Consider the following 23,260-nt stretch of genomic DNA (forward strand, 5'->3'; position numbering starts at 1 on the left):
TCAGTCTTCCCAGCGACGGAACAGCACGCTGGCGTTGACGCCACCAAAGCCGAACCCATTCGACAGCGCATGGGTGATCGGCATCTTCCGCGACTTCAGGCCAACCAGATCGAGCCCGCTGGCCGCCTCATCCGGATGAAGCAGGTTCAGCGTCGGCGGCACGATCTGATCACGAAGCGCGAGGACGGTGAAGATGGCTTCGATGCCTCCGGCGGCGCCCAACAGATGCCCGGTGGCGGATTTTGTCGAGGTGATCGCCACACCGGAGTCCACGCCGAACACCGCGCGAATCGCCGCCAGCTCTCCCGCGTCGCCAACCTGGGTGGAGGTCGCGTGAGCGTTGATGTGCTGCACCTCGGCGGGGCTGATACCGGCCTGGCGCAGCGCCTGTTCCATGGCGCGGCGGGCACCGTTGCCATCCTCCGGTCCTGCGGTCAGGTGATAGGCATCGGCACTGGTGCCATAACCGACCAGCTCAGCCAGGGGCTTGGCGCCACGTGCCAACGCATGCTCCAGCGACTCGATCACCAGCAAACCGGCGCCTTCGGCCATGACAAAACCGTCGCGATCACGATCAAACGGCCGCGAGGCCTCTTGCGGGCGCTCGGCGAACCCGGTAGACAGCGCGCGAGCTGCCGCGAAACAGCCCAGTGTCACGCGGTCTATCGCCGCCTCGGTACCGCCGCAGATGGCAATGTCCGCCTCGCCACTCCTGATCAGCCGGGCCGCATCGCCGATGGCCTGCACACCGGCGGCGCAAGCCGTGACGGGTGCGCCCAGCGGCCCTTTGAACGCATGCCGGATCGACACCTGCCCGGCCGCCATGTTGGCCAGGAAAGCCGGCGCGGTGAACGGCGACAAACGACGCGGGCCACGACTGTCCGTGGTGCGCACGGCATCGGCAATCGTGGCGAAACCACCCACGCCCGAGGAAATGATCGTGGCGGTCCGCTCCTGATCGATGGCCTCGACGGGATGCCAGCCGGCCTGCTCCAGGGCTTCGTGAGCCGCCACCAGGGCGAACTCGATGAAGCGGTCCATCTTCTTGCGATCCTTGGGCGCGATGAGGCGCTCCGGGTCGTAGCCGGCAACGCCGTCCTCTTCAAGGGTCGGCACCTGCCCACCCACCGCGACGCCGGTGCCTTCGGTGACGTCGACGGACAGATTGCGAATGCCGGAATGCCCGGCCAGCAATCGCTGCCACACCTCATCCACGACGCAACCCAGCGGCCCGACCATGCCCACACCGGTGACGACGATTCGTTTCAGACCTTGGTGATTTTTCATGCTGCCCTCTTCGTCTCGGGACGGATCTTGAACCAGATGGAATACATCGCCGGCAGGAATACCAGCGTCATGATGCTGCCGACGAACGTGCCGCCGATCAGGGTGTAGGCCAGCGTTCCCCAGAACACCGAATGGGTCAGCGGAATGAACGCCAGGATCGCCGCCAGCGCCGTGAGCAGCACCGGCCTGGCTCGCTGCACCGTGGCTTCGATCACCGCGTGGAACGGATCGAGGCCTTCATTGGCGTTGTGATGGATCTGCCCGATCAGGATCAACGTATTGCGCATCAGGATGCCCGACAGCGCGATCAGCCCGACCAGCGCGTTGATGCCGAACGGCTGATTGAAGATCAGCAGCGTCGGCACCACGCCAATCAAGCCCAGCGGTGCGGTAAGGAAAACCATGATCATCGCCGAGACCGAACGCACTTGCAGGATGATGATCAGCAGCGTCATGGCGACCATGATCGGCACCAGCGGCACGATGGCCTTGCCGGCCTTGCCCGACTCCTCGATCGCGCCCGCCTGCTCGATCCGGTAGCCGCTGGGCAATCTGTCGATCACAGGTTGCAGCTGCTTGATGATTGCGCTGGAGACATCCGGAGGTTGCAGGCCTTCGGCGATGTCGCCGCGCACGGTCATGGTCGGCGTGCGATCACGTCGGCGCAGGATCGGGTCCTCCATGCGCACATCGACTTCGCCCACCTGGGACAGCGGAATCCGCTGGCCCGTCGCGCCCACCAGGGTAAAGCCGTCTATTTTCGCGGGGTCGAGGCGGATATCGCCGGCAGCGCGGCCGACCACCTGCACCGAGCGGATGTCCTCGCGGACCGCCGTGATCGGCACGCCCGTGAGCAGGAACTGCAGTTGCTGGGCGACTGCGCTGGACGTCAGCCCCACCGCCTGCAAGCGGTCCTGGTCGAGGTTGAAATGCAGCGTCGGCACCAGCGGCCCCCAATCGGTGTTGACGGTCCTCATCAGTGGGCTTGCCTGCATGATGCCCTCAACCTGGCTGGCGATCTCGCGCAGTTTCGCCGGATCCGGCCCCATCACCCGATAGGCCACGGGGAACGGCGAGTACGGGCCAAACACCAGTTGGGTCACCCGCACCCGCGCCTCTGGGGCAAGCCCTTCGGCGACCGCTTCACGCAGACGGAACTTGAGGGCTTCGCGTGCCTCCTGGCTGTCGGTCAGGACCACGATCTTGGCGAAGGACGGGTCGGGGAGCTCCGGCGCCATCGCCAGGTAGAAACGCGGCGCGCCTTGACCGATATAGGCGGTGACGATCTTCGCCTCTTCCTGCTGTTGCAGCCAGGCTTCGACCTTCGCGGTGGTGGCGCTGGTCTGCTCGATGGAGGTGCCATAAGGCATCTGCACTTCCACCAGCACCTCTGGGCGGTCCGAGGTCGGGAAGAACTGCTTCTTCACCAGGCCCATGCCCACAATCGCCACGAAGAACGTTGCGATCACCGTCCCGGCCACCCACCACTTGCGTGCGATGACGCGGGTCAGTATCTGGCGGAAGCGGTTGTAATGGCGGGTGTTGTAGATGGCCGCGTGACCACCCTCGACCGGCTTGATGTCGGGCAACAGCTTGACACCCAGGTACGGCGTGAACGCCACCGCGACCACCCAGGAAGCGATCAGCGCAATACCGACGATCCAGAACATGTTGCTGGTGTACTCGCCCGCGGTCGATTGGGCGAAGCCATTGGGCATGAAGCCGATGGCGGTTACCAGGGTGCCGGAAAGCATTGGCGCGGCCGTGTGGCTCCAGGCATAGGCGGAGGCCTTGATCCGGTCGTAGCCCTCCTCCATCTTCACCACCATCATTTCAATGGCAATGATGGCGTCATCCACCAGCAGCCCGAGCGCCAGGATCAGCGACCCCAAGGTAATGCGGTCGAAGTTCTTGCCGGTGGCGGCCATGACCACGAACACCACCGCCAGGGTCAGCGGCACCGCCGCCGCGACCACCACCCCGACGCGCCAGCCCATGCTCAGGAAGCAGACAAGCATCACCACCAGCAGCGCGACGAAGAACTTGACCATGAACTCGCCGACGGCCGAGTCGATGTTCACCGATTGGTCGGTGACCTTGGTCAGCGTCATACCCAGTGGCATGCCCGCATTGATATTGCTGGTTTCCACATCCAGCGCTTTGCCCAGGTCGAGGCCGTTCCAGCCCTCGCGCATGATCACGCCCAGCAACAGCGCCTCTTCGCCGCCGTTGCGCACCAGGAATGTGGCCGGGTCTTCGTAGCCGCGCTCGACGGTCGCCACGTCCGACAGTTTCAGCGAGCGACCTTGTACCACCACCGGTGTATCGCGAATCTTCTGCAACTTGTCGAAGGCGCCGTCCAGGCGCAGGAAGACCTGCGGCCCGACGGTTTCGATCGACCCCGCTGGCGTGAGCATGTTCTGGCCGTTGAGGGCGGCAAAGATTTCCTGCGGCGAAACCCCCAGGGTCGCCAACCGATCATGGGAAAAGGACACAAAAATCCGTTCGGCCTGCTCGCCAATGATGTTGACCTTTTTTACGCCCGGCACGTGCAGCAGCCGTTGGCGCAACGCCTCGGCGTCACGCACCAGCAATCGCTGCGGCTCGCCTTTGGCTTTCAGGGCGAACAGCGCAAAGGTCACGTCGGAAAACTCGTCGTTGACCATCGGCCCGATGACGCCGGCCGGCAGCTTGATTGCCTCGTCGGCGAGCTTCTTGCGCGCCTGGTAGAACTCCTCCTGGACCTGGGACGGCGGCGTGCGGTCGACCAGCGACACCATGGTGAACGCGAGCCCCGGGCGCGTATAGGTTTCCGTGCGGTCGTACCACTTCAATTCCTGCAGGCGTTTTTCCAGCGGCTCGGCGACCTGGTCCTGCATCTCCTGGGCCGTCGCCCCTGGCCAGGCGGTGATGACGGTAAGTTGCTTGACGGTGAACGGCGGATCTTCCGCGCGGCCCAGCTGGAAGAACGCCAGGACACCCGCGACTGCAATCAGGAACAACAGGAACATCGTGATCGAGCGCTCGCGAACGGCGAGCGCCGAGAGATTGAAGCTCATGGGCGATTCTCCGCAACCTGCACATCGCCCGGTTGAGCCAGCCTCACCTCTTCACCGTCGCGTAGCAGATGGGCGCCAAGCGCGACGATCCGCTCGCCGACTTTCAGCTCGCCCGAGACTTGCGCAGTGTCGTCGCTCAGGCCCAGTAGCTGGAGCGGACGCCAGGAAACTTTTGCCGGTTCACCGGCGATCACCCAGACGCCGGCGCCTTTGCCCGAGTCGTGCAGCGCGGCGATCGGCACTTGCAGCGCCTGCCCCAACCGGGTGCCCGGACTGATCCGCAGCGTCACCGTCGAACCCAGCGGGGCATTGGCCAGCGCGCCCTCCAACACATAACGTGCCTCAAAGGTGCGTGTCACCCGATCGGCGGAATCCGACAGCCACCTGAGCTTGGCGTTAACCGTCGCGGCGGCGTTGCCATAAAGCGTCGCCTGCGCGGTTGCGCCGGGGGCGGGCCGCAGGGTCTCGGGCAACTGCACAGCGGCTTCGCGCTGGCCTGCACGCGCCAGTCGCACGACGATTTGGCCAGGGCTGACGACTTGCCCGGGCTCGGCCAGGGTCTCCATCACCACGCCATCGGCATCAGCCAGCAGCACCGCATAACCGGACGCATTGCGCGCTACGTCAGCCTGCGCCTGGGCGGCGCTGAGTTGCGCTTTCGCGGTGTCGGCGGCGGCCTTGATCTGGTCGTAGCCCGAGGCGGAAATGGCGCCCGCAGCGACCAGGTCGCGATACCGCGCCTCGTCATCCGCGGTCTGCCTGGCCCGCGCCCGGGCCGCGGCGACGGCCTCCTGCCGCGCGCGTGCCTGCAAGCCCAGGTCGATGGGATCGAGGCGCATGAGTGGCTGGCCCCGCTTGACGGTCTGGCCAGTGTCGACCAGACGTTCGAGCACCTTGCCGGAAACCCGGAAACCCAAATCGCTCTGGACGCGGGCGGTCACCACGCCGGTGAAGGCGCGCGAGGTATCGGACGCCGCCGATACCTCGGACACCCGCACCAACGGCGCCAGCGTGCGCGGATCCTTGGTGGTGGACGAATCGCCGCACGCCGTCAGAACGAGCGGCAACAAGCAAGCGGCAATGGTGACAGGTCGGCGCCGGAGCATAGGGTCCCTTACTTGAACGCTAGGATGGAAGGCGCATTCTCAATGCTTGTGACCATTTCTGTCAATCGTCACTAAAACACCAATTGATCGGACGCCCGTCTTCTGAGCACTGTACGTTCTGGCCTAAATGACAAGATAAAAACCGTTGAGAGCAAGATGATTTGACTTTAAGTGACCAATAATTAGTATGGTCACAAATAATCTCCACTCAAGGAAATACGATGCCTCCCCTGCGCCCTATTGCTCTTCTAATGAGTGCCAGCCTCATGGCAGGTTGCGCGGTCGGCCCGGATTACCAACGTGCCGCCGCGCCGCTTTCGAGCCGGTACCTGGGCCAGCCTGCGGTCGAACAGCGCTCCACGGCCGCACCGACCCTGCTGGTCAACTGGTGGGAAGGCTTCGCTGATCCCACCCTCACCGCCTTCATCCAACAAGCCCTGGAACAGAACCTGGACCTGGCGCAAGCGTCGGCGCGCGTCACCCAGGCACGGGCTGGCCTGGGCGCGGCCAACGCCGCTTTGCTGCCCTCGGGCAACATCAGTGGCCAGGCCGCGCGCTCATACCAATCGGTCGAGACCCCGCTCGGCCAGGTGCTGGACTCGACGCCCGGCTACGACCGATACGGAAACTTCTACGAGCTCAACCTTGGTGCCAGCTGGGAGATAGACGCCTTCGGTGGCCTGCGCCGCGGGCGCGAGGCGGCGTTGGCCGAATACCAGGCGTCGGAGGCCGGTGCCGTCGCCACGCGTCTGGCCGTTGCCGCGCAGGTCGCCGACGTCTACATCACCGTGCGGGGTTTACAGACCCGGCTGGACATCGCGAACCGCCAGGTCAGGACGCAGCAGGACCTGCTGGAAAAAGTCCGATTGCTCTACAGCAAAGGCCTGGCCGCCAGCTATCAGGTCCGCCAGACCGAGGGACAATTGTCAGAGGTACAGGCCACCGTGCCGGTCTTGCAAGCCGGGTTGGACGCGGCCATGAATGCGCTGGATGTGATGCTCGGCACGCCACCTGGCACCCATCGCCCGCAATTGGCTCAGGTGGGCGATATTCCTCTCGCGCCACCGATGGCGACGACAGGAACCCCTGCGGACCTGCTTCGGCGTCGACCTGACCTCATCGTCGCCGAGCGCCGCCTGGCGGCCTCCAACGCACGGATCGGCGAGGCCGTCGCCGAGTATTATCCGAAGTTCTCCCTCAGCGCCTTGCTCGGCAGTGCCACGGCGGTGTCCGGCGGCAATCTTTTCAGCGGCGGGGCCAGCCAGTCGGCGGGTGTGCTGGGGCTGCGCTGGAGGCTCTTCGATTTCGCCCGCATCAACGCGCAGATCGAACAGGCCAAGGGCCAGGAAGCCGAAGCGCTGGCGGCTTATCGCCAGTCGGTGTTGCGCGCCACCGAGGAGGTTGAAAACGCCCTCAGCGCCCTGGTGAACCGCGAAGCCCAGGCGACGACTCTTGCTCAAGGGGAAACGTCGCTGACCCAGGCTCGTCAATCGACATTTGTCGCCTACCGGAAAGGTACGGCCAGCCTGATCGATGTGCTCAATGCCGATGAGACACTGCTGCGCACGTCCGACACCCGAGCGCAGGCGCGAACGGAATCGGCACGGGCGGCAGTCGCGGCCTTTCGGGCGCTCGGCGGTGGCTGGCAACCGCCTGAGAAAACGCCCGTGGCAACCCGGTGATCATTCCTTGAAATGGTCACTAATTGGCGATATCAGGCAAGGCTATTCACGTGAGGTGCGAGGGAGCTTGCTCCCGCTGGGCTGCACAGCAGCCCCATCCCTGAGCCCCTGGCTCAGGGCATAAGACTGCGCAGGATCAGGTTGGAAGTGAGCGTAGGCGCTTCCTCGACGAAATCGAGGTTGTACTGCAGCAGCAACGGATTGACGAACGGCCGCAGCGCCAGGTGAATGGCTTCGACGGTTTCGTCCAGCGGCGTCTTGCGCTCAAACTCGCCGAGCTCACGACCTTCCCGGACGATCTGCAGCACGAAGCTCTTGATCTGCTCGTTGTAGATTTGTGAACTGGGCCAGCGCTCCGAGGCCGAGAACGCAGCGATGTCGTAGAGCTTGCGCTCATTGAAGAACAGGTCCACGCCCGTCGCGATCACGGTCTTGACCAGCCGGCGAAAACGCTCCGTCGCCGACAGCCCTTCTTCCTGGATGGCTGCTTCGACGGCCGCAACGATTTTCGACAGGCAATTGGCGCAGATAGCCTCGCCGATCGCCTGCTTGGAATCGAAGAATTTATAGATGTACGCCTTGGAAAAACCGATGGCCTTGGCCAGGTCGGACACCGTGGTCTTGCCATAACCGTACTGGCTGAAGTGTTCATTGGCGGCCGCGACAATCTGATCGCGAATATCGTGATCGACGGGGCCGCGGGCGCTGGGCGAGGTAATGGATGGCTGGTTCATGGGGGCAGCTTACGCACCCGAAAGGTCGCTGACAACTCATGACCTTTCCGGAATAAAGTCACAAACGCCCCCCTTCGGGCCGGCCATCCTTTGGCTGTCAGCCAATCACATCGGCATACACTGCCCTGTCGACATTGCCCCCGGACAGCACCACCCCGACCTTCTTCCCCTCCATCAACCCACGCTCCTGGATCAACCCTGCCAGTGCCGCAGCGCCAGCACCTTCGGCGAGGTTATGGGTGTCGGTGTAATAGACGCGCATGGCCTCGGCAATCTGCTGGTCACTGACCGCCACGATCCGCGCCGCCGCGGCGCGGTAGATGGCCAAGGCTTCGGGAATCGGCCTGCGCACGGCAAGGCCGTCGGCGAAGGTGTTGGCCGAAGCGGTTTCGCAGATTTCTCCGGTTTCAAATGACATTTTTGCAGCCGTTGCCTCGGTAGACACCACGCCTACAACCTGGGTTTGCAAGCCCAGGGCATCACGCGCGGCAATCACTGCGCAAATCCCCGAGCCACAGCCGATGGGTACGTAGACGGTGTCCAGGTCGGGCACAGCCTTGAACAGCTCAAGGGCATAGGTGGCGACGCCCTTGACCAGCTCGGTATGAAACGGCGGCACGAGAAACAGGCCCTGCGCTTGCGCCAGGCGTGCCGCCTCCTCCCGGGCCTCATCGAAATCGCGGCCGTATTCGATCACTTCGCCACCGAAGCCGCGCATGGCGTTATTCTTTTCGATCGAGTTACCCTCCGGCACCACAATCAACGCCCTCAGTCCCGAGGCGCTGGCCGACAACGCCAGGCTCTGTCCGTGGTTGCCACGGGTGGCGGTGACGATCCCCTTTGCTTGCGGGTGCTCACGCTTGAGCCAATGCATGAAGGTAATGCCGCCACGCACCTTGAAAGCCCCGGTGGGGGTATGGTTTTCGTGCTTGACCCACACCGTGCATCCCAGCCGCTGCGCCAACAAGGGCCAGGCGTACTGGGCGGTGGCGGGCATGACTTGATAGACCTGCCGAGCCGCTTGTTCAATCTCGTCGAGCGTCAGTGTGTACATGAGAATGGCCTCCTGGAATTTCGTCCAGTCTAGCCAGGGGCGCCGAGCCCCGGCTTTCAAAAAACCGACCTGACTTTTCCTGCGCTGCTTCACTACTATGGACATCATGAGCCATCGCAACCGCCCACAGCCGCCGCGCAAGACTGAATCGACCCGTCGCATCGAGGCAGGGCCGTGGGCGATCGAATTGCTCCCCGGCTGCGCCTATGCAGCGCGCTACATCGCGAGCCAGTCGGCGATCGGTTTCGCGTTCGACAGCCAGCGCGGCTTGCATGCGATCGGCAGCGACCGGGTGCAGCCCTTCAATGCGCTGCCCAACGGGCTGGCGTTCGTCCCGGCCCAGTGCGACGTGTATTCACAGTCACCTCATGGCGGCGAATACCTGCGCCTGATACGCACCGATGGTTTCGTGCTTGAAGGCGATCACCCCTTCAACAATCGCATCGACCCTCGGGCCATTGCGCTCGCGCAGCGCATGCGTCGCGCGCTCCTGCACGGTTCGATCGACGACGATTGGGAGGCTTGGGCCCTGGCACTGGCCGAATGCGCGGCAGCGGAAAACTCCAAGTCGGCAAGGCCCCAAGGTTCCCTCACCGACAGCCGGATGCGCTTGCTGGATGAATTCATCGACGCAGGCCTCGATCAGCCATTGGCCGTACCGGCGATGGCGCAGCTGCTGGGGCTGTCCGAGGGCTACTTCATGCGTGCGTTCAAGGCCGCGACAGGCAAGAGCCCCCATGGCTACCTCATCGACCGACGCCTCGCCAAGGCCCGGGCGCTGATACGCGATTGCTCGGCCACACTGCCAGAAATCGCCCTCGCCTGCGGTTTCAGCTCACAAGCGCACATGACAACGACGTTCAAGCAGCGCCTTGGTGTGAGTCCGGCGCAATTGCGTCAAATGACGAAATGCATTTGACGTCCTTGACTTAATGGTCCAGTTTTCAAGGACAGCATCTCACCGGACGTTGTGCTGGATACACCCCATTCGTGAATCAGAGGACCGCTGCCGCCTATGATCGATGTACGAAGAATCTGCGCCGTTGAGTCTTGTTGGGTGCGCCTGTGTCGCTGATCCCCCTGGTTGTGTGCGACGACTCCACCATGGCGCGCAAGCAGGTGTTGCGTGCGCTGCCGCAAGATTGGCCGGTTTCAGTCACCGAGGCGGTCAACGGTCGCCAGGCGATGGATGCCATACGCCAGGGCCTTGGCCACGTGGTGCTGCTCGACCTGACCATGCCGGAGATGGATGGTTATCAAGTATTGAGTGCCTTGCGCGCCGAGGGCTTGAAAGCGCAGGTCATCGTGATTTCCGGCGACGTCCAGGACGAAGCGGTACGCCGGGTGCATGAACTGGGCGCACTGGCGTTCCTGAAAAAACCTTTCGACGAAAACCAGTTGCGCCAGACGCTCACCGGGCTGGGTCTACTGACTCAACCCGGCCAGGCACCGCTGCAAAATCGACCGGTACCGAACGCGGCCATCAGTTTCCAGGATGCGTTCCGCGAGACGGTGAACGTTGCCATCGGCCAGGCCGCGGCGCTGATTGCCAAGGTCCTGGGCGTCTTCGTGCAATTGCCGGTGCCGAACGTGAACATCCTCGAAGTCGGGGAACTGCACATGGCGCTGAACGACGTCGGCAGCTCCCAGCAACTCACGGCCATCTGCCAAGGCTTTATCGGCAGCGGCATCGCCGGTGAAGCACTGCTGATATTCCATGACTCGGAGATCGCCGACATCGGGCAACTGATGCAGCGCGAGAGCGCCGACTATTCGGACCTGGAGATGCTGGTGGACCTTTCCAGCATCCTGATCGGTGCTTGCCTGAGCAGCATCGCCGAACAGATCGACGTGATTTTTTCCCAGGGGCATCCGCAGATTCTGGGTCAGCATGCAGCAATCGAGGAATTGATCCGCGCCAACCGCGTCCACTGGAAAAAGACCCTGGCGGTGGAAATCAGCTATGGCCTGGAAGGCCAGGATATCCGCTTCGACCTGTTGCTGCTGTTCACGGAAGACTCCATCGAGCGGCTAACCCACAAACTCGCCTACCTGATGAACTGAGCCATGAGCGAATCCATCGATCTGAACGAATTCCACTGGTTGCTGGCCATCGTTCAGAGCATCGACGTCGGCGTGGTGGTACTTGATCGCGAGTACCGCGTACAGGTCTGGAACACCTTCATGGAGAACCGCTCCGGCGTGCAGCCCAAGGATGCCCAGAACCGCAACTTCTTCAGCCTGTTTCCTGAAATCGATCGCCCCTGGTTCAGCCGCAAGGTCGAGAGCGTCGCGACCCTCGGCACGCCGGCATTCACGGTCTGGGAGCAGCGCCCGTACCTGATGCGGTTCAAGAGCTACCAGCCGATCACCGGCCAGGAAGAGTTCATGTACCAGAACACCACGCTGCTGCCGCTGCGCTCGCCCGACAACCGGATCAATCACATCTGCCTGGTGATCTACGACGTCACTGACGTCGCCACCAACCGCCATCAGATCCAGGCCGCCAACGCACAGTTGCAACTGCTGTCCAGCACCGATCGCCTGACCGGCCTGTACAACCGTGGTCATTGGGAAGCCAGCCTGAAAGCCGCCTACGCCCGCCATCAACGCTACGGCAATGCGCTGAGCCTGGTGATGCTCGACATCGATCACTTCAAGCGGGTCAACGACACCTACGGTCATCAGGCCGGCGACAAGGTCATCGAGCAAGTCGCCCGACTGTTACACGAGCATGTGCGCGAATCCGACGTCGCCGGGCGTTACGGCGGCGAAGAGTTCGGCGTGGTGCTATCGGACACCGACTCGGCCGGCGGGCAGATTTTCGCCGAGCGCCTGCGCAAGGCAGTTGAAGAGTCGCTGGTGCAGTACAACGGCCAGGACATAAGTTTCACCGTCAGCCTGGGCGTGGCCGACCTGAGCCAGCCCGCCAACGACCACGCCGAACTGATCGCCAGGGCCGACCAGGCGCTGTACACGTCGAAAAAGACCGGACGCAATCGCGTGACGGTTCACGGCCACTAATTCACAGATCCTGTGGGAAGCCCGCTCGAGATTGCGGTGTAGCAGCCAGCAGGGATGTTGAATGTGACGGCCCCATCGCGAGCAAGCTCGCTCCCACAGTTGAATGTAGTGAGCATAGATCCCGAGGCCACTTCAGATCCCTGTGGGAGCGAGCTTGCTCGCGATGACGGCGGCATATCCAACATCTATCCAGGCCGCTAGATCGCTATCGCGAGCAAGCTCGCTGTTTCAATTTTATTGGTCTGTCCAATCTAGTTTTTTATCTGATTGGTCTTGCCAATATTTTTTCCGCCGTGTAGTTTCGAGCCAACATCAGCGGCGCAGCTCACTGCGCGCCTACAACAAGAAAGAGCGTCCCGGTCCCGGCAGCCGTGCGCTCACTTCCCCTCCTACCGCGTGCAGCCAGCCTCCGCTTGCGCGCCAGCCAAGGAGCATCAACATGCTGACTGTCGTCTGTAACGAACCCGGCTCGCTAACCGCCATCGAACGTGAAATGCCCGTCAGGAAACCGCGAGAGGTCCTGATTCGAGTCAAGCGTGTCGGCGTCTGCGGCACCGATCTGCATATTTTCAGCGGCAACCAGCCCTTCCTCGAGTACCCGCGCGTCATGGGTCATGAGTTCTCCGGAATTGTCGAAGCCAGCGACGCCTCCAGCGACCTGGCTGTCGGTGATGTCGTCTACGTGATGCCCTATCTCTCCTGCGGCACTTGCGTTGCCTGCCGTCAAGGCAAGACCAACTGCTGCACCCGCATCCAGGTACTGGGCGTCCATTGCGACGGCGCCTTCACTCAATACCTGAGCGTTCCCCAGGAGTTCGTGCACAAGGCCGTGGGGGTTTCCCTGGACCAGGCGGCGATGATTGAATTTCTTTCCATCGGAGCCCACGCCGTACGTCGCTCGAACGTCCAGGCAGACAAACACGCCCTGGTGGTCGGCACCGGCCCGATCGGCATGGCGGCGGCGATCTTCGCGAGCCTGCGCGGGGCGAAAGTCACCGTACTGGATACCCGCCAGGATCGCCTGGCGTTCTGCAAGGAACATCTGGATATCTACGCGGCCGTGCACATCGGCGAAGGCGACAAGCAGGCCTTGGCCGAACTGACCGGGGGGGACTTCTTCGACGTGGTATTTGATGCCACCGGCAACGCCCGGGCGATGGAGCGCGGATTCGAATTCATCGCCCACGGTGGCACCTACGTGATGATCTCGGTGGTACGGGACTCGATTACTTTTTCCGATCCTGAATTTCACAAGCGTGAAGCCACGCTGATGGGCAGCCGCAACGCCACCCGGGAAGATTTCCAGTACGTCGAGCAATGTTTGCGCCAGGGCTTGATTCCCGATGCAGCCCTGAACACCCATCGGCTGCTGCTGAGCGACGTGGCCCACTCCTTCTCCACATTGCTCGACCCCAACCAGGGTGTGGTCAAGGCGATCATCGAGTGCTAGGCAACGGAGGACACCGTATGAACCCGCCTGCTTCCACCTTGCTTGTCCTGGCGTCCGGTGACGATGTTGCCGTAGCCCGGGGCGACATTCCCGAAGGTCAAAGCCTCAGCGCCGATGGCGTCACGCTGACCGCCCGACAACCGATTCCATCCGGTCACAAGATCGCCCTGCGCCCGGTGTCGGCCGGCCATCGGGTACTTAAATACGGGCAGACTATCGGCCAGGCAACTCGAGACATAGAGCCCGGCGATCACGTCCACGTGCACAACCTGGACATGTCTGCGACCAATGCCGAACACAGCGTCCGGAACGTCTATGTGCCCACATTGCCGAGCGCTCGCCCCGCTACGTTCGAAGGTTATCTGCGTGACGATGGACGCGTCGGCACGCGCAACTACATTGGCGTGATTTCCAGCGTCAACTGCTCGGCGACCGTCTGCAAGCACATCGCCAAGGCCTTTTCATCCGAGCGGCTGAAAGACTTCCCCAACGTCGACGGTGTCGTCGCAATCACCCATGGCAGTGGCTGTGGCATGGGGGCCAAGGGTGAAGGCATCGACATCCTCAAGCGCACCTTGCGCGGGTATGCCGATCACGCCAATTTCGCCGGGGTGCTGTTGATCGGCCTCGGTTGCGAGGTCAACCAACTCACCCCGCTCATGGATGAACTGGGTGATCGCCGCGCTGCACTCAAGGCCAGCCTGATCATTCAGGACGAAGGCGGAACCCGCGAAGCCGTGCAACGGGGTATTGCCGCTATTGAGACGATGCTGCCCATCGTCAACCAATGCCGGCGCACGGCCGTCGCCGCCAGCCACCTGTGCGTGGGTCTGCAATGTGGCGGCTCGGATGGCTACTCAGGCATCACGGCCAACCCGGCGCTCGGCGCGGCCGTGGACCTGCTGGTGCAACAGGGCGGCACCGCGATCCTTTCGGAAACCCCGGAGATCTATGGCGCCGAGCACCTGCTGACAGCCCGCGCCGCGTCCGCCGACATCTCGGCGAAACTGATGGAGCGCATCCATTGGTGGGAAACCTATGTGCAACACAACGACGGCGACATGAACAACAACCCTTCACCGGGCAACAAGGCCGGAGGCATCACCACCATTCTGGAAAAATCCCTGGGCGCGGTGGCAAAAGCCGGCTCGACCGGGCTGATGGGGGTCTATCATTACGCTGAAAAAATCGATACCCGGGGCCTGGTGTTCATGGACACCCCCGGCTACGACCCGGTGTCCGCGACCGGCCAGGTGGCGGGCGGTGCCAATCTCATCTGCTTCACCACGGGTCGCGGCTCGACCTACGGCTGCAAGCCCACGCCCTCTTTGAAGATCGCCACCAACACCCGCCTGTTCCAGCACATGGAGCTGGACATGGATTTCAACGCCGGTGGCATTGTCGACGGTGTGGAGTCGGTGGCCGAGGCCGGTGAACGGTTGTTCCGGTTGATGCTGCAGACCGCTTCCGGAAGCCGCACCCGCAGCGAGGAAAACGGCCTGGGCGATAACGAATTCCTGCCCTGGCAGATCGGTGCGGTGATGTGAGTCGTTGCACTCTTTCCCACATGAATGAATACGATCAAGCGGCTATGGTAGCCTTTGCGGACTCTCAGATGGACGCCCACCCATGGTCTCACCGATCAATCCCGCCGAACGCAAGCCGTACCAGAAAATCGCTGATCAACTGCGCAACTACATTGCCGAGGGGGAGTTCAAGACGGGCGCAAGACTTCCCCCCGAGCGAGATTTGACCCAGCTTCTCGGGGTTTCCAGGCCGTCCCTTCGCGAGGCGCTGATCGCCCTGGAAATCGACGGCGACATCGAGATCAAGATGGGCTCCGGCGTTTACGTACGGGCCAGGTCCGGCGATGCAAAAAAACCGAGCATGACCTTGGGCGAGAGTCCCTCGAAACTCATGCAGGCTCGTGCCTTGATCGAGGGCGAGTCGGTGATCCTGGCGTGTCTGCATGGCAAGAAAAGCGACTACCGCTACCTGCAGGAATGCATCGATGCCATGCGCGCGAGCATCGCCAGTGGTCTGCCGCCGTTGGAGGATGACCGCAGATTTCATCAGCGCCTGGCGAAAATGAGCGGCAACTCCGCCCTGGTGCGGATCATCACCGCCCTGTTCGATGAACGTCACAATCCGATTTCGGCGCACCTGAGCAAACACGCGGAGAACGCACTGACGTGGGAGGCGGCAGTCGTCGAACATGAAGCAATCCTGCACGCCGTGTCTACCAAGGACGTGCTCGGAGCACAAACCTCGATGCGCCAGCACCTGAGCCGCTCGGAAAACCGCTGGCTGCGGGCGCTCGAACCTGAAGCCCCCGCCGGCTAGCCCACACATTCAATCCTCTGAACACAAAACCTGTGGCGAGGGGATTTATCCCCGCTGGGGTGCGCAGCGCCCCCAATCCGGTTGAATACGATTTGCCTGCTGCACCGAGGTGCCTGGGTTCAGGGCTGCTGCGCAGCCCAGCGGGGATAAATCCCCTCGCCACAAAAGCCCCGGCGTCCTGACGCTTGCCTCGATTGATGCTGGTACCCGCTTTTGTGGCGAGGGAGCTTGCTCCCGCTGGGGTGCGCAGCGACCCCAATCCGGTTGAACGCGATTAGCCTGATGCACCGAGGTGCCCGTTTCAGGGGCTGCTGCGCAGCCCAGCGGGGATAAATCCCCTCGCCACAAAAGCCCCGGCGTCCTGACGCTTGCCTCGATTGATGCTGGTACCGCTTTTGTGGCGAGGGAGCTTGCTCCCGCTGGGGTGCGCAGCGCCCCCAAACCGGTTGAATACGATTGGCCTGATGCACCGAGGTGTCTGTTTCAGGGGCTGCTGCGCAGCCCAGCGGGAGCAAGCTCCCTCGCCACGGGTTCGTGTAGGCAGTTGGGTATGGAATGCACCGACACGCCTGCACTCCTGCCTCGTTTCCCTACCGGTACCCGCTTTTGTGGCGAGGGAGCTTGCTCCCGCTGGGGTGCGCAGCGACCCCAAACCGGTTGAATACGACTTGCCTGATACACCGAGGTGCCTGGGTTCAGGACTGCTGCGCAGCCCAGCGGGAGCAAGCTCCCTCGCCACGGGTTCGTGTAGGCAGTTGGGTATGGAATGCACCGACACGCCTGCACTCCTGCCTCGTTTCCCTACCGGTACCCGCTTTTGTGGCGAGGGAGCTAGCTCCCGCTGGGGTGCGCAGCGCCCCCAAACCGGTCGAACGCGATTTGCCTGATGCACCGAGGTGCCTGTTTCAGGGCTGCTGCGCAGCCCAGCGGGAGCAAGCTCCCTCGCCACGGGTTCGTGTAGGCAGTTGGGTATGGTATGCACCGACGCGTCTGCACTCCTGCCTCGTTTCCCTACCGGTACCCGCTTTTGTGGCGAGGGAGCTTGCTCCCGCTGGGGTGCGCAGCGCCCCCAAACCGGTCGAACGCGATTTGCCTGATGCACCGAGGTGTCTGTTTCAGGTGCTGCTGCGCAGCCCAGCGGGAGCAAGCTCCCTCGCCACGGGGTGTTGCTCGGGATTTAGTGTGCTGTTTGGTCCAGTTGTAGGCGCACGGCCAGTTCCACGCCGCGGATTTCCGCCAGGCCCTTGAGGCGGCCGATCAGGGAGTAGCCGGGATTGCTCTTGCGATGCTGGTCGTCGAGCAACTGATGCCCATGATCTGGACGCAGCGGCAAGCGCGGGCCGCCTTCGCGCTCGCGCCGGCGCTCTTCGGCCACCAGGGCACTGATGACCCCGACCATATCGACGTCCCCAGCCAGGTGATGAGCTTCATGAAAGCTGCGTGGATCGGCTTCCCGACGGGTCGAACGCAGGTGAGTGAAGTAGATGAACGGCGCAAAGTGCCTGGCCATCGCCACCAGGTCGTTGTCTTCGCGCACGCCATAGGAGCCGGTACAGAATGTCAGCCCATTGGCCGGGCTTGGCGCGGCATCCAGCAGCCATTGGGCATCTTCGGCGGTAGAAAGGATGCGCGGCAGCCCGAGCAATGCCCGGGGCGGGTCGTCCGGATGGATCGCCATGCGCACGCCCACCTCCTCCGCGACCGGAATCACCGCGCGCAGAAAATACCCCAGGTGCTCACGCAACCTGGCCTCGTCGATGTCGGCGTAGGTACGCAGCAACTCGCGGAATTTGTCCAGGCTGTAGTGTTCTTCGGCGCCGGGCAATCCAGCGATCAGGGTATCGACCAAGGCTTCGCGCCCGGCCGGCGACAGTTGTTCGAAATGGGCCTTGGCCTGCTGGATATCCTCGGCGCTGTACTCGTCCTGCGCTCCCGGCCGCTGGAGGATGAACAGGTCGAAGGCGGCGAACGCAGTCTGGTCGAAGCGCAAGGCCCAACCGCCATCCGCCAGTTCGTACGTCAAGTCGGTACGGGTCCAGTCCAGCACCGGCATGAAGTTGTAGCAGACGATATCGATACCGCAGCTCGCCAGGTTACGCACGCTTTGCTGGTAGTTGGCGATGTACTCGTCACGACGTCCGCAGCCGCGCTTGATGTCTTCGTGCACCGGAATGCTTTCCACCACCGACCAGGTCAGGCCGGCGGCTTCGATCAGCGCCTTGCGCGCCGCGATGGCGTCCACCGGCCAGACCTGGCCATTGGGAATCTCGTGCAACGCGGTGACGATGCCGGTCGCACCGGTCTGGCGAACGTCCGCCAGGGAAATCGGATCTTTGGGGCCAAACCAACGCCATGTCTGTTCCATGTTTTTCTCCTTGTTATCAGTTGGGTGTGGCAAAAGTGTGCAACAGGCTGTCGACGCCATCGCGGGTCAAGGCGTCATAGGCGCGGTGCACGGCGTCGCGAAACGCGGCGCGAGCTGACAGCGCCGGCGGGAAGACTTCTTCAAGGTCGAGAAAAGCATCGACCCGCGATGCGCCGTCGAAGCGTCCCGCAACGTCGGCAAAGGTTGCGCTCAGCGGGTCGTCAACCACATGCGCCGGTCGGCCGGGCAACGGCTGCGTGCAGTAATAAATCCAGGCGGCAATTCCCAACGCGGTGCAGTCGATGCCGCGCCCGTGGTCGAGCAATTGCTCTGCGCCGAGCAACCAGCGTTGCGGCAGTTTTTGCGAACCGTCCATGGCGATCTGGCGCAAGCGATGTTGCAGGCTGTCGTTGGCGAAGCGCGCCAGCAGGTCGCGACCGTAAACCAACAGGTCGATCCCTGCCGGCATGTCCAGCGTAGGCGCGGCTTCCTCGGTCATGTAGCGCTCGATGAAATGCGCCAGCCTCACATCGCTGACGGCCTCGAAGACTGACTCATGCCCGGCCAGCAGCCCCACATAGGCCAGCAACGAATGGCTGCCGTTGAGCATGCGCAATTTCATGGTTTCGAACGGGCGCACATCGTCGACCATCTGCACGCCTTCGGCTTCCCAGTCCGGTCGGCCAAGGGGAAAGTGGTCCTCGATCACCCACTGGCTGAAGCTTTCACAGACCACGGCGGCGCGGTCATGGCAGTCCAATTGTCGCTCCAGCCGGGTGAAGGATTCCTCGTCCATGGCCGGCACGATGCGGTCGACCATGCAACTGGGAAACGCCACCTGTTGCTCGATCCACTGCGCCAGCGCCTGATCCTGCAACGCCGCCAATGCGCTTACCGCCTGGCGGGTGCGCTGGCCGTTGTCGGGCATGTTGTCACAGCACAACACGGTAAACGCCGGGACGCCCGCGGCGCGACGACGGCGCAGGGCTTCCAGGACGATGCCGGGCGCCGAGCGCGGCGCCTGCGGATGGGCGATGTCATGGGCAATTGTCGGATCCTCACGGCGCAACTGCCCTGAAGAAGGGCTCAGGCAGTAGCCTTTTTCAGTGACGGTGAGCGTGACGATCCGCGTCTGCGGCGCGGCCATGCGTTGCAACAACTGCTCCAGCTCCTGACCGCCCTCGCCCGCATACAAGGCCTCGCGCAATACCCCGATTTCCCGCAGCGTGACCTGCTCGCGGTCACGATACTCCGCCACATGGTAACGACCGTCCTGCTCGCGCAATTGCTCGACCAAAGCGTGATTGGAGCGCAGGTTGGCGCTGCACAAGCCCCAGTCGCTGTCGCCGTGGCGATTGAGATTGCGTTGCAGGTACACCGCCTGATGCGCCCGGTGAAAGGCCCCCAGGCCCAGGTGCACGATGCCGATCTCGCGGGCCTGGCCAGTGGCGGGAACGCGTTGGTTGAGCGCCATGGCTATCCTCCTTCAGGGATGGTCGAGGGCTGGACGCGGCTGGACGCCTGCATCGGCCTGCGGCGCGACACCTGCCACCGCCAGCGGCTTGACGTAACGCGCCACGCACAGCGCACCGATGATAGTCAGCAGGCCCGCCAGCAGGAACGCGCTGGTGAACGAGCCGGTGAACTGGACGATGAACCCGGTCAGGGTCGGCCCGATGATGCCCGAGGTGTTGGCCAGGAAATGCATGAAACCACTGACGCCGCCGACACGCGCCGCAGGCACCGTATCCTGGATGATCGCCCAATAGATCGCGCCGGTGAGGTAGAGGAAAAACACCGCCAGCGCCACCAGGATGACGGCCGGATATAGCGTCTTCACCACCCCGGCGACGCCGATGCAACCGGCGCAGGCCAACAGGCAAGTCACCAGCACGACTTTGCGCGAGAACATGATCCGCCCGGTCTTCTTGAACACGAAGTCGGAAATGAACCCACCCAATGCCAGACCCAGGAAGCCCAGCAGCCAGGGGATGACCGTGGCGATGCTCATGTCCTTGACGTTCAGGCCGTGGGCCATGGTGAGATAACTGGGGAACCAGGTCAGGAAGAAGAACAGCGTGTAGTTATAGGAAAAGAACGCCAGGGAGGTGAACAGCACCGTCGGCTGCTTGAGGTAGAACCGCAGCGGGAATACCGGTTGCGACGCCAGCTCGCTCTGCCCCTCCGCCCGCAGGATATCCTCGGCGCCCTCGCCCTCGGGCTTTTCCTTGACGAACTTGTACCAGATTGCCGCCCAGATCAGGCCGACCAGCATGATGATGATGAACGACACCTTCCAGCCGTAGGTGACCGCAATGAAGCCCACCACCGGACCGGAAATCGCCCCGCCCAGCGGCGTGCCGGACATCGAGGCACCTAGGGCTCGTGCCCGGCGCTTGGGGGTGTACCAGTTGTTCACCATCTTGCTGGTGGTGACGCTCAGCGGACCTTCGCCCATGCCGAACAGGATCCGGATGAGCACCAGCGACGCGAAGCCCACCGTCAGCACCGTAAGGCCGCTGAACAACGACCACAGGACCATGGCCAGCAGCAACGTGGTCTTGGCGCCATAACGGTCGGCGGCCCAGCCACCGATGAAGTTGAAGGCGGCATAACCGACGAAAAAGCTGCTGAAGATCATGCCCATCTCACCCGTACTCAGACCGTAGTCCTTCTGGATGAACGGCGCCGCCACAGACAATGCCGACCGGTCGAGGTAATTGATCACCCCGGCCAGGAACAGCATGATGATGATTAAGCTACGTCCTTGACCAAACATGGTGGAACCTCCCGCTTGTTGTGTTTATTCGGTGAGGGTGCCCATGACAGGCACGATGAAACCGGTGATGCAGACGGCTCAGTGAAGGGCGCTCGTCAGCTCCACCAGGACTTTTCGGGTTTGCTCGGGGTGCTTCTCGATCAGGTCGATGGCGCCGGGCATTTCATCGAAGCTGACGCGATGGCTGATCAGGTCCTGGACCTGCAATTTGCCGCTGGCGATCAGTTCGATCACCTGGGGGAACTTGCGGTTGTTGAGCCTGGAACCGACCAGAGTCAATTCCTTCTTGATCATCTCCAACTGCACCAGATCGCTGGGCGTGGCATTGAAGCCGAGCAATCCGATGCGCCCGGCCGGCGAGGCCAGGCGCACCATCTGCGGCATCAGCGCCGGAATGCAGGCAGCGTCGACGATCAACGGCACGCCCTCGCCCTGGGTGTGCTCACGCATCAGCGCTTCGACATCGACTTGCTGGCCGTTGAGGGTGCGACTGGCGCCCAGCGCACGCGCTGTCTCCAGGCGACTGTCGATGACATCGGTCACGGTGATGTCGGTCATTCCCAGCGCCCGGGCCATTTGCACCAGGGTCAGGCCGATCACGCCGGCGCCGTAGATCAACACGCTGTCACCCGGCTGCGGCTGCATCCGATCGAGCACGTTCAGGGCAATGGAATAAGGCTCCACCAGGGCGCCGTGGCTGAGGGACATCGAATCGGGCAAGCGGTGGGCGTTCTCGGCCGGGACGCAGACCTGCTCGCTGAAGCCGCCGTCACGATGCACGCCGATCACTTGCAGCCGCGTGCAGACGTTCGGCCGCCCAATGCGGCAGGGATAACAGGTGCCGCAACTGATCACCGGATCGATGCACACCCGGTCGCCTGTCTGGAGGTGCTCGACACCTTCACCGACCTGGCGGATCACTCCGGAGAATTCATGGCCGGTGACCCTGGGGAAACGCACGAATGCGTTCTGCCCGTGAATGATGTGCATGTCCGAGCCACAGATGCCGGCATACGCCACATCGACCAGCACCTCGCCACGAGCGACCTCGGGGCGGTCGACCTGGGCCAGGCCGAACTCGAAGGGTGCTCTTACCTGGAACGCTTTCATCGGAAGACTCCTGGCGGGACATTCGTCCCGTTTCCTTGAATGGGTTGAAACCGTTTCACCAATGCCACAGCGTGCCGTCTTCAAGACGGTTTACCGGCAGGCTGGCGCGTTTGTAGGGGTATTGGCGGGCAAGCTCTTCATCGATATCGACGCCATGCCCTGGTGCTTCGCCCGGGGTGAAATGGCCGTCCTCGAAGCGATACGCATGAGGGAAGACCTCATCGATGCGGTCTTCGTGAGGCATGTGTTCCTGGATGCCGAAGTTCGGCACCCACGTATCGAAATGCAGGGCCGCGCCCATGCACACCGGTGACAGGTCGGTGGCCCCGTGAAAACCGGTACGCACCTGGAACAGCGCGGCGAAATCGGCAATTCGCCGCACGTGGGTAATGCCGCCGGCATGCACCAGCGTCGTGCGGATGTAGTCGATCAACTGTTCCTGGATCAGCTCGCGGCAGTCATGGATCGAGTTGAACACCTCGCCCACCGCCAGCGGCGTGGTGGTGTGCTGGCGGATCAGGCGGAAGCTCTGCTGGTTTTCCGCTGGCGTGCAGTCTTCCAGCCAGAACAGGTTGTACGGTTCCACCGCCTTGCCCAGACGCCCGGCCTCGATGGGCGTCAGGCGATGATGCACGTCGTGGAGAATGTGCAGGTCATCGCCAAAACGCTCGCGCACGGCGGCAAACAGCTTGGGTACATAGTTGAGGTATTTGGCGGTGTCCCAGACGTGTTCCGCGGGCAGGTCGCTGTCGGCCGGTTCATAACGTTCGCCACTGCGTTTGGCGACCCCGTACGTCGTGGCAATGCCCGGGACTCCGCATTGCACCCGCACGGCCTTGTAGCCCAGCTCGACGTGACGGGCGACTTCGTCCAGGCAGCCTTCGATGTCCTTGCCGGTGGCGTGCCCGTAGACCATCACCCGCTCACGGCTCTTGCCGCCGAGCAATTGGTACAGCGGCATGTTCGCGGCCTTGGCCTTGATGTCCCAGAGCGCCACGTCGACGGCGGCGATGGCCGTCATGGTCACCGGCCCCCGACGCCAGTATGCGCCGCGATAGAGGTACTGCCAGATGTCCTCGATGCGATGGGCATCGCGGCCGATCAACGCCGGAAGAACGTGCTCTTCCAGATAGGCGACGACGGCCAGTTCGCGGCCATTCAACGTGGCATCGCCGATGCCGTAGATGCCTTCGTCGGTGACAATCTTCAACGTGACCAGGTTGCGCCCCGGGCAGGTAACGATGACACGCGCTTCAACGATTTTCAT

At 62.9% G+C, this 23,260-nt stretch carries 17 protein-coding genes; 7 read left to right on the forward strand and 10 right to left on the reverse strand.

Going from position 1 to position 23,260, the window contains the following annotated elements; translation table 11 throughout:
* Genes fabF through J3P96_RS15045 form a run of 3 tightly spaced genes read right to left on the reverse strand, consistent with a single transcriptional unit; the run spans position 1 to position 5,452 of the window.
* Positions 1 to 1,287, reverse strand: coding sequence for a beta-ketoacyl-ACP synthase II (gene fabF, locus J3P96_RS15035; RefSeq protein ID WP_434651992.1), 1,287 nt, complete (start codon positions 1,285 to 1,287; stop codon positions 1 to 3).
* Positions 1,284 to 4,346 (reverse strand): efflux RND transporter permease subunit, encoded by a 3,063-nt coding sequence (locus J3P96_RS15040; protein WP_434651994.1) that lies wholly within the window; start codon positions 4,344 to 4,346, stop codon positions 1,284 to 1,286. Before J3P96_RS15040 ends, fabF begins: the two co-directional genes overlap by 4 nt.
* Positions 4,343 to 5,452, reverse strand: coding sequence for an efflux RND transporter periplasmic adaptor subunit (locus J3P96_RS15045; protein ID WP_434651996.1), 1,110 nt, complete (start codon positions 5,450 to 5,452; stop codon positions 4,343 to 4,345). The genes J3P96_RS15040 and J3P96_RS15045 overlap by 4 nt, the downstream gene beginning before the upstream one ends.
* A gap of 221 nt (positions 5,453 to 5,673) precedes the next feature.
* On the opposite strand from J3P96_RS15045, the gene J3P96_RS15050 reads away from it, so the two are divergent.
* Positions 5,674 to 7,134, forward strand: a complete 1,461-nt coding sequence (locus tag J3P96_RS15050) for an efflux transporter outer membrane subunit (RefSeq protein WP_434651998.1) — start codon at positions 5,674 to 5,676, stop codon at positions 7,132 to 7,134.
* Between the two features lie 113 nt (positions 7,135 to 7,247).
* On the opposite strand, the gene J3P96_RS15055 is transcribed toward J3P96_RS15050, so the two are convergent.
* Both J3P96_RS15055 and J3P96_RS15060 read right to left on the reverse strand, forming a co-directional pair.
* Complete coding sequence (locus J3P96_RS15055; RefSeq protein ID WP_434568707.1) at positions 7,248 to 7,868, reverse strand: TetR/AcrR family transcriptional regulator; 621 nt, start codon at positions 7,866 to 7,868, stop codon at positions 7,248 to 7,250.
* A gap of 97 nt (positions 7,869 to 7,965) precedes the next feature.
* Positions 7,966 to 8,922: a threonine dehydratase gene (locus J3P96_RS15060; protein WP_434652000.1), complete on the reverse strand. Its 957-nt coding sequence runs from the start codon at positions 8,920 to 8,922 to the stop codon at positions 7,966 to 7,968.
* A gap of 106 nt (positions 8,923 to 9,028) precedes the next feature.
* Between J3P96_RS15060 and J3P96_RS15065 the strand changes: the two genes are divergently transcribed.
* The 6 genes from J3P96_RS15065 (at position 9,029) to J3P96_RS15090 (ending at position 15,739) form a co-directional block, all read left to right on the forward strand.
* Entirely contained in the window at positions 9,029 to 9,841 is an 813-nt protein-coding gene (locus J3P96_RS15065; RefSeq protein WP_434574193.1) for a helix-turn-helix transcriptional regulator, read from the forward strand.
* Between the two features lie 185 nt (positions 9,842 to 10,026).
* The gene (locus J3P96_RS15070; RefSeq protein WP_434574195.1) at positions 10,027 to 10,986 is read left to right on the forward strand and encodes a response regulator; all 960 of its coding nucleotides are present in this window, start codon (positions 10,027 to 10,029) and stop codon (positions 10,984 to 10,986) included.
* Positions 10,987 to 10,989: 3 nt separating this feature from the next.
* Complete coding sequence (locus tag J3P96_RS15075) at positions 10,990 to 11,946, forward strand: diguanylate cyclase (RefSeq protein ID WP_434604593.1); 957 nt, start codon at positions 10,990 to 10,992, stop codon at positions 11,944 to 11,946.
* 439 nt (positions 11,947 to 12,385) lie between these two features.
* Positions 12,386 to 13,396, forward strand: a complete 1,011-nt coding sequence (locus J3P96_RS15080; RefSeq protein ID WP_434652003.1) for a zinc-binding alcohol dehydrogenase family protein — start codon at positions 12,386 to 12,388, stop codon at positions 13,394 to 13,396.
* Between the two features lie 17 nt (positions 13,397 to 13,413).
* Positions 13,414 to 14,943: a UxaA family hydrolase gene (locus tag J3P96_RS15085; protein ID WP_434652005.1), complete on the forward strand. Its 1,530-nt coding sequence runs from the start codon at positions 13,414 to 13,416 to the stop codon at positions 14,941 to 14,943.
* 82 nt (positions 14,944 to 15,025) lie between these two features.
* Positions 15,026 to 15,739, forward strand: a complete 714-nt coding sequence (locus J3P96_RS15090) for a FadR/GntR family transcriptional regulator (protein ID WP_434652008.1) — start codon at positions 15,026 to 15,028, stop codon at positions 15,737 to 15,739.
* Between the two features lie 1,177 nt (positions 15,740 to 16,916).
* Here the strand turns inward: J3P96_RS15090 and uxuA are convergent.
* From uxuA to manD, 5 genes are all read right to left on the reverse strand, one after another.
* Positions 16,917 to 18,104: a mannonate dehydratase gene (uxuA, locus tag J3P96_RS15095; RefSeq protein ID WP_434652011.1), complete on the reverse strand. Its 1,188-nt coding sequence runs from the start codon at positions 18,102 to 18,104 to the stop codon at positions 16,917 to 16,919.
* 16 nt (positions 18,105 to 18,120) lie between these two features.
* Positions 18,121 to 19,578 (reverse strand): mannitol dehydrogenase family protein, encoded by a 1,458-nt coding sequence (locus J3P96_RS15100; RefSeq protein WP_434652013.1) that lies wholly within the window; start codon positions 19,576 to 19,578, stop codon positions 18,121 to 18,123.
* Between the two features lie 12 nt (positions 19,579 to 19,590).
* Positions 19,591 to 20,883 (reverse strand): MFS transporter, encoded by a 1,293-nt coding sequence (locus tag J3P96_RS15105; protein WP_434568715.1) that lies wholly within the window; start codon positions 20,881 to 20,883, stop codon positions 19,591 to 19,593.
* A gap of 78 nt (positions 20,884 to 20,961) precedes the next feature.
* Complete coding sequence (locus J3P96_RS15110) at positions 20,962 to 21,993, reverse strand: Zn-dependent oxidoreductase (RefSeq protein ID WP_434652014.1); 1,032 nt, start codon at positions 21,991 to 21,993, stop codon at positions 20,962 to 20,964.
* Between the two features lie 55 nt (positions 21,994 to 22,048).
* Positions 22,049 to 23,260 (reverse strand): D-mannonate dehydratase ManD, encoded by a 1,212-nt coding sequence (gene manD, locus J3P96_RS15115; RefSeq protein ID WP_434652015.1) that lies wholly within the window; start codon positions 23,258 to 23,260, stop codon positions 22,049 to 22,051.

It is taken from the genome of Pseudomonas sp. R3-56 (assembly GCF_051132075.1).
Lineage (GTDB): Bacteria > Pseudomonadota > Gammaproteobacteria > Pseudomonadales > Pseudomonadaceae > Aquipseudomonas.

Coding starts and splice junctions, on each gene's coding strand:
- fabF (WP_434651992.1), bottom strand. CDS start 1,287: ATGAAAAATCACCAAGGTCTGAAACGAATCGTCGTCACCGGTGTGGGC.
- J3P96_RS15040 (WP_434651994.1), bottom strand. CDS start 4,346: ATGAGCTTCAATCTCTCGGCGCTCGCCGTTCGCGAGCGCTCGATCACG.
- J3P96_RS15045 (WP_434651996.1), bottom strand. CDS start 5,452: ATGCTCCGGCGCCGACCTGTCACCATTGCCGCTTGCTTGTTGCCGCTC.
- J3P96_RS15050 (WP_434651998.1), top strand. CDS start 5,674: ATGCCTCCCCTGCGCCCTATTGCTCTTCTAATGAGTGCCAGCCTCATG.
- J3P96_RS15055 (WP_434568707.1), bottom strand. CDS start 7,868: ATGAACCAGCCATCCATTACCTCGCCCAGCGCCCGCGGCCCCGTCGAT.
- J3P96_RS15060 (WP_434652000.1), bottom strand. CDS start 8,922: ATGTACACACTGACGCTCGACGAGATTGAACAAGCGGCTCGGCAGGTC.
- J3P96_RS15065 (WP_434574193.1), top strand. CDS start 9,029: ATGAGCCATCGCAACCGCCCACAGCCGCCGCGCAAGACTGAATCGACC.
- J3P96_RS15070 (WP_434574195.1), top strand. CDS start 10,027: ATGGCGCGCAAGCAGGTGTTGCGTGCGCTGCCGCAAGATTGGCCGGTT.
- J3P96_RS15075 (WP_434604593.1), top strand. CDS start 10,990: ATGAGCGAATCCATCGATCTGAACGAATTCCACTGGTTGCTGGCCATC.
- J3P96_RS15080 (WP_434652003.1), top strand. CDS start 12,386: ATGCTGACTGTCGTCTGTAACGAACCCGGCTCGCTAACCGCCATCGAA.
- J3P96_RS15085 (WP_434652005.1), top strand. CDS start 13,414: ATGAACCCGCCTGCTTCCACCTTGCTTGTCCTGGCGTCCGGTGACGAT.
- J3P96_RS15090 (WP_434652008.1), top strand. CDS start 15,026: ATGGTCTCACCGATCAATCCCGCCGAACGCAAGCCGTACCAGAAAATC.
- uxuA (WP_434652011.1), bottom strand. CDS start 18,104: ATGGAACAGACATGGCGTTGGTTTGGCCCCAAAGATCCGATTTCCCTG.
- J3P96_RS15100 (WP_434652013.1), bottom strand. CDS start 19,578: ATGGCGCTCAACCAACGCGTTCCCGCCACTGGCCAGGCCCGCGAGATC.
- J3P96_RS15105 (WP_434568715.1), bottom strand. CDS start 20,883: ATGTTTGGTCAAGGACGTAGCTTAATCATCATCATGCTGTTCCTGGCC.
- J3P96_RS15110 (WP_434652014.1), bottom strand. CDS start 21,993: ATGAAAGCGTTCCAGGTAAGAGCACCCTTCGAGTTCGGCCTGGCCCAG.
- manD (WP_434652015.1), bottom strand. CDS start 23,260: ATGAAAATCGTTGAAGCGCGTGTCATCGTTACCTGCCCGGGGCGCAAC.